Origin of the sequence: Frankia sp. Mgl5 (assembly GCF_023242985.1) — a bacterium.
GTDB lineage: Bacteria > Actinomycetota > Actinomycetes > Frankiales > Frankiaceae > Parafrankia > Parafrankia soli.
In genome coordinates, this window is the sequence record NZ_JALKFY010000636.1 from 43,029 (window position 1) to 49,297 (window position 6,269).

A 6,269-nucleotide genomic window follows, 5' to 3' on the forward strand; every position below is an offset into this window, starting at 1 on the left:
CGGGGCTCGACCGGCCGGGTGAACGGTCAGCTCAGCGGATCGGCCGTACCCGGCGGGTCGGTCACCGCCCGATGACCCGCCAGCGCCGGGGTGTCAGCCGGGGCCAGGTGGTCGGTCAGCAGCGTGCGCAGCGCGAGCCGCTCGCTCCACATCGGTGCTGTTGCCGGGAACACATGCGACCGGGCGGCGGGAAGAGCCGCGGCGAGGGCCAGCGCCGTCTCCGTGCGGTGGATGAGATCACCCTCCTGGCCGACGACCAGCGTCCGCGCGCGCACCCGCGCCAGCCGGGCGCGGTCCGGGACGGGCGCGTTCCCCGGCCGCTCGGTGGGCGCCGAGCAGGCCATCAGCATGAGCGCGTACGCGCGCAGGTAGACGGCGCCGCCGCGGGCGTCCCGAAGCTCCGGGGACATGCACCGCGCGATCTCGGCCCGCAGCTCCGCCGGGTCACCGGCCAGCCTGGCGACGTGGACGCGCCGGAACATCTCGTGGATCTCGGCCGGGATCGGCTTGTCGACCGCCGGGGGCAGCAGCAGCGCCATCGCCGTGAACAGGTCCGGTTCGCCGTCGGCCAGGGCGAGCAGCGCGCCCGCGCCCATGCTCTGCCCGACCGCCGCGCTGGCCCCCACCGCGCGGGCGACGCCGGCCAGCTCCTCGGCGAGGTCGGCGTACGTCCAGCCGTTCGGCCGGGGCGACGAGCCCCCGTAGCCGCGGAAGTTCACCGCGACCAGCGTCCCGGGGACACCAGCCACCGTCGGCAGCATGACTCGCGCCGACGCCCCCCACGCGTGCGCGACCAGCACCACCGGCTCCCCGTCGCCCACGACGAGCACCTCGTTCACGGCACCTCGGGCGCCCACCGCCCGCACCTCCGGCGCCCGCCCGTTCGTCCGTGCCCTCACCGACACCCGCTTTCCCGACCCGTTCCGACACCCACGATCCGACATCCACCATCGTGGACGTCCCCGGCCCACGCCCCGCGCACGGCCGCCTCGACGAGCGGGCCCGCCGCGGCCGCCATCCCGGCGGCGCTCATTCCACGGTGCTCATTCCGGTGGCGCCGCGCCGCGCCGCACACGCGCCCTACGGCGCCGCGGACGCCGGCCCACCCGTCCGAGTCGCCGTGGGCGTCGCGGGGTCGGACCCCACCGCGGCTGGCGCCGTGGTGGCCGGCTGCGAGGTGGCCGGCTGCGAGGCGGCCGGTGAAGACGTGGCCGGCTTTGAGGTGGCCGGTGTCGACGCGGCTGGCGGCGAGGCGGCCGGTGGAGTGGCGGGCCGGACGGGAGTTCTCGGTGTGCCGGCGGGCGATCCGGTAGACGGCCCGGGTGCGGACGCCGGCGGCTTCGGGGACGGCGCGTGCCCGGTGGGCGGAGTGCCGGTGGCCGCAGGGCGGGCGACGAAGGCTTTCACGTTCACCTGGCTGACCAGCAGCCGCACCGTGTACACGCGCCCGGACTCGGCATGCGCCTCGAGGGTGAGGACGAACCGTCCCGCGGGCAGGCCCGCCGCGGCGAGGTCCCCGCCGGCGAGCCGCGCGAGCAGGGTCGGCTTCTCCTCCCCGGGCGTCGTTCCAGCGGCCCCGGACGCCGCTCCCGTGCCCCCGGACGCTGCCTGCGCGGGCCGGTCCGGCTCGGCGGGAATCGTGATCTCGCTTCTCGCGATCGGGCGCCCGGCCTCCGTCGCGGCGGTGGCCGCCACCCGCAGTGGTCCGGCCGGAGCCGGGCGGCGCGCCGAGGTCAGGTCCAGCGCCTCGAAGCCGGCGGCGGCGCCGTCGAGCTCGACCGGTGTGACGGCGAGATCGGTGACCGCGATGCCAAGGTCGCGCAGCGCCGCGGACACCGGCTCCTCGCCGACCTCGCCTCCGCCACCCGGCTGCCGCTCCTCCGGGGCGACCTCGACGCGGGGCCCCCCGTCCCCGCCGGCAGGCAGCGACGGCCCCGGCCCGGCCGGCGGCTCACTGGGGGCCGGCGGGGACGGTTCGGCCGGCGCGGTGGGCTCGGCTGGCGTCGTGGGCTCGGCTGGGACCAGGGGGTCGCCAGCCGGCTCCGGGGCGGTCAGCTCCGGGATGGCCGGCTCCGGGTCACCGGCCTGCGCCGGCTCGCCGGGCAGCGCGGTCGCGCCCTTCTCCCGATAGGCGGTCATCCAGGTCAGCACGGCGTTCACATAGGACGCCGACGGGTTGTAGGAGAAGATCGCCGCGCGCAGCTGGTCCGGCCGGCTCACGTCCCGCCCGTGGGCGCAGAGGTAGCCGCCCGCGGCGAGCGTCGCGTCGTGGATGTTCTGCGGATCGCGGCGGCCGTCGCCCGACCCGTCCCGGCCCGACGTCCGCCAGGTGGTCGGGATGAACTGCATCGGGCCGACCGCGCGGTCCAGCGTGGCGTCGCCGTCGAACACGCCGTCGTCCGAGTCGCGGATCAGCGCGCGCCCGTCCCGGCCGTCGAGGACGGGACCGAGGATCGGCCGGGTCACCGTGCCGTCGTCGGCCATCGGCCGGCCCGCCGCGTGGCCGGACTCGATCTTCCCGATGGCGGCGAGGAGTTCCCACGGGAGGTGGCAGCCGGGCAGTTCCCGTTCGACGCGCCCGGCGGCCTGGCGGTAGGCGTCGAGGACGCGGTCGGGGACGCCCCGCCCACCCGTGATGACAGTGCCCGCCGGCCCCGAGCCGTCGTCGCTCCCGCTCCCGGCGCTCCCGTCCCCGCCGGTCTCGTCCCCCGGGGCGGTCGTCGCGTCGGTGTCGTCATCGCCGGGCGCACCAGAGTCCTCTCCGAGCGGGTCGAGGCTCGCGGGGATCTCGGTGAGGCTCGCCACGTCGGTCGGCGCCGTGCCCGGCGGCCTGGAATCCGCCAGGTTCCACCGGCTGGCCTGATCGGATGGCAACGGCTCCGACTCCGGCCGGGCCGCCGCGCCGGAGCAGAGCAGCAGCAGCCCCGCCGTGGCGATCACTGGCAACGCCGTCCGGACGCGGCCATCACGGGGCTGCTGCCGGGGCCGCCGGTGGCGGCCGCTCGGCGTGTCGCCATCCGCCGGTGTCATCGGATCGGGCGAGGGTCAGGATCCGCCGGGAAGTACCGCATCCGTACAATTGTGGCTGCCCAGCGCGACCGTCGGGCGAAGAACAGGTGACATGAACGCGACCCGCCGCTCTGCGGACGCCGCGCTCAGCCCTCCTGCGCCGGCGGGCAGAGGCAGAACGGGTGGCCTGCCGGGTCGAACAGCACCCGCCAGCGCTCGCCCCCCGGCTGGAACTCGGCCTGCGTCGCCCCGAGCTTCTCCGCGAGGCTGATCGAGGCCTCCAGATCCGCCACGCGGAAGTCGAGGTGGACCTGCTGGGGCGCGGACTGGTCGGGCCAGCTCGGCGGCTGGTAGCTCTCGACGCGCTGGAAGCCGATCATGATTTCGGTGCCTGGCGGGCTCAGGAACGCCCAGGCGCCCTCCTCGTCCGCGCCGCCGACGCCCCAGCCCGTCAGCTCGCCGTAGAAGGCCGCCAGATCCTTCGCGTTCGGGCAGTCGAGCATCAGCCCTGCCCAGGTCACGGGCGCGGCCTGGCTGGGCTGGGCGGTCTCCGTGGTTGCCATGGTCGAACTCCTTCGCTCGTTGGTTCCGCGCGTCGGTGCGCTGTCAACACCCATCCTGGCGCCGATAACTGACTTCTCCTGTCAGGTATCGCCGGGAGATGACAGAGGGAGACGGGGGAGAATTCGGTCGTGCGTGCCAGCCGGCTCCTCTCCGTCCTCCTGCTGCTGCAGACCCGCGGCCGGCTGACGGCCCGCGAGATGGCCGCCGAACTGGAGGTGTCGGTCCGCACGGTCTACCGGGACCTGGACGCGCTCGCCGAGGCCGGCGTCCCGGTGCTGGCGGAGCGTGGGGCCACCGGCGGTTACGAGCTGCTCGCCGGCTACCGCACCCGGCTGACCGGGCTGACCGCGGACGAGGCCGACTCCCTGCTGCTCGCCGGGTTCCCGGACGCCGCCGCCGAGCTCGGTTTCGGCGCGGTAGTCGCCGCCGCCGAGCTCAAGCTGCTCGCCGCGCTCCCGGCCGAGGCCCGTGAGCGGGCACTTCGGGTGCGGGAGCTGTTCCACCTCGACGCGCCCGGTTGGTTCCGCGCCGCCGAGCCGGTGCCGCTGCTCGCCGAGGTCGCCGGTGCGGTGTGGGGGCGGCGGCGCATCCGGATCACCTACCTGCGCTGGCGCGCACCGCGCCGGGTCGTCCGCGAGCTGGAGCCGCTCGGCGTGGTCCTCAAGAGCGGCACCTGGTACGTCGTAGCCGCCGCCTGCCCCGGCGACGGCCGGGCCGACATCGCGGACGCTCCACCCGCGGAGACACCGGAGACACCGGAGACGGCGGAGGCGTTCGAGGCGTCCGTGCGGGTGTACCGGGTCGCGAAGATTCTCGGTCTCGAGGCGATGCCGGAGACGTTCGAACGGCCGGAGCGGTTCGACCTGGCGGCCTACTGGGAGCGGTGGACCGCCAGGTACGAGGCCGGCGTCTACCGGGGGACCGCCACGGTGCGCCTGTCGCCGGAGGGCCGGCGGATGGTTCCCTTCCGGCTCGCCCCGGCGGTGGCGCGGGCCGTCGAGCAGACCGCGGGCGACCCCGACGCCGACGGCTGGGTGCGCGCCGAGCTCCCGATCGAGTCGGTCCGGCACGCCCGGGGCGACCTGCTCGTCCTCGGCCCTGACCTGGAGGTGCTCGATCCCCCGGAGCTGCGGGCGGCGATGGCGGACGCGGTCGCGGGCCTGGCGGGGCTCTACAACCCGCCCGCGAACCCGCCCGCGTGCTGAGATGCCCGGCCCCCGGCCCGGCCCCCGGCCGGGAAGCGCTGGCATGCTGAACGGATAACGCGCGGACCACGGTGGTAGTCGCGCGAGGAGGAGCGCAGCGCATGACGACGTCCGCCCCCGAATCCGAGCGCGCCCAGGTGATCGGGGACGTCTTCACGGCGGCGTTCGGCGAGCTGATGGCCGCCGAGCCGGGCGCGTTTCGGCGCAAGTTCCGGAAGATGGCGGCCTCGCCGTTCGCGTTCTACCGGGGTTCGGCCGCGCTTTTCTACGCCGACGTCCACGACATCGACGACCCGTTCCTCGACGAGCGGACGAGCCGGGTGTGGATCCACGGTGACCTGCACGCGGAGAACTTCGGCACCTACATGAGCAGCAACGGCGTGCTGGTCTTCAACGTCAACGACTTCGACGAGGCCTACGTCGGGCCGTTCCGCTGGGACCTGCGCCGGCTGGTGGCGAGCCTCGCGCTGCTGGGCCGCGCCAAGGCGCTCAGCGACGCCGTGATCACGGGCCTCGTCGAGGCCTGCGCGGACGCCTACCGGGAGAAGATCCGCGACCTCGCCGAGGGCGGGTCGTCGGCGGACCTGCTGACCCGGACGTCCACCTCGGGCGTGGTGCACGCGTTCCTGCAGCAGGCACGGCGCTCCACCCGGGTCGGCCTGCTCGACGACCTCACGGTGGTCGAGCACTACGACCGGCGCTTCGCCCGGGTCGACGGCGTCACCGCGGTTGACGAGGAGACCCACGCGAAGGTCCTCGAGGCGTTCGACCGCTACCTGGCGACAGTGCCGCCGGGCCGGCGCACCCGCCCGGTGTCGCTGACCGTCAAGGACGTCGTCGCCCGGCGCGGGGTGGGCATCGGCAGCGCCGGCCTGCCGTCCTACAACCTGCTGGTCGAGGGCCAGACCGAGGCGCTCGACAACGACGTCGTCCTGTACATGAAGCAGGGGCAGGTCCCGGCGGTCAGCCGCTTCGTCTCCGACGAACGGATCCGGGAGTACTTCCACCACCAGGGCCATCGGACGGCGGTCTCGCAGCGGGCGCTGCAGGCCGACAGCGACAGCTGGCTCGGCCACACCGAGGTCGACGGCGTCGGCCAGCTCGTCGCCGAGGTGTCGCCGTACGCCCAGGATCTGGACTGGTCCGAGGTGAACGAGCGGGAGCAGATGTTCGCCCTGGTCGCCGACCTCGGCCGGTCGACCGCGCGGATGCACGCCGTCGCCGACGACGAGAGCGAGCACGACCTGGTCAGCTTCTCCACCGAGGACGCGATCCACGAGGCGATCTCGGCGGACGAGAAGGCGTTCACGGCGTCCCTGGTCGAGTTCGCGCACGACTACGGCGCCCAGGTCCACCACGACCACGCGCTGTTCGTCGACATGTTCCGCAACGGGCAGATCATCGACGTCGACTGAGACCGCGGGCCGGGCCCGGGCCCCCCCCCCCGGGGCGGGGGGGCCGGGCGCCGCCCCCCGGGGGGGGGGCCCCGCC

5 protein-coding genes are annotated in these 6,269 nt (G+C 75.1%); 2 read left to right on the top strand and 3 right to left on the bottom strand.

All coding sequences use genetic code 11. The annotated features are described in order from the left end of the window. Positions 1-26: 26 nt before the first annotated feature. The 3 genes from MXD62_RS19025 to MXD62_RS19035 form a co-directional block, all read right to left on the bottom strand. Positions 27-857 carry an alpha/beta fold hydrolase gene (locus MXD62_RS19025; protein WP_248830860.1) on the bottom strand — a complete coding sequence of 277 codons (831 nt, stop codon included), beginning with the start codon at positions 855-857 and terminating at the stop codon, positions 27-29. Between the two features lie 223 nt (positions 858-1,080). Then, positions 1,081-2,940, bottom strand: a complete 1,860-nt coding sequence (locus tag MXD62_RS19030; protein WP_248830861.1) for a lytic murein transglycosylase — start codon at positions 2,938-2,940, stop codon at positions 1,081-1,083. A 215-nt stretch (positions 2,941-3,155) separates the two neighbouring features. Beyond that, entirely contained in the window at positions 3,156-3,572 is a 417-nt protein-coding gene (locus MXD62_RS19035) for a VOC family protein (RefSeq protein ID WP_248830862.1), read from the bottom strand. Positions 3,573-3,701: 129 nt separating this feature from the next. Here MXD62_RS19035 and MXD62_RS19040 point away from each other — a divergent pair, with 129 nt between their 5' ends. Further along, positions 3,702-4,778 carry a YafY family protein gene (locus MXD62_RS19040; RefSeq protein WP_248830863.1) on the top strand — a complete coding sequence of 359 codons (1,077 nt, stop codon included), beginning with the start codon at positions 3,702-3,704 and terminating at the stop codon, positions 4,776-4,778. 101 nt (positions 4,779-4,879) lie between these two features. After that, a complete protein-coding gene (locus tag MXD62_RS19045) occupies positions 4,880-6,193 on the top strand; it encodes a DUF2252 domain-containing protein (RefSeq protein ID WP_248830864.1) in 1,314 nt (437 codons plus the stop codon). Positions 6,194-6,269 lie beyond the last annotated feature (76 nt).

What these genes read in the sequence shown, in the direction of transcription:
- MXD62_RS19035 (WP_248830862.1), bottom strand. Translation starts at nt 3,572, where the DNA reads ATGGCAACCACGGAGACCGCCCAGCCCAGCCAGGCCGCGCCCGTGACC.
- MXD62_RS19045 (WP_248830864.1), top strand. Translation starts at nt 4,880, where the DNA reads ATGACGACGTCCGCCCCCGAATCCGAGCGCGCCCAGGTGATCGGGGAC.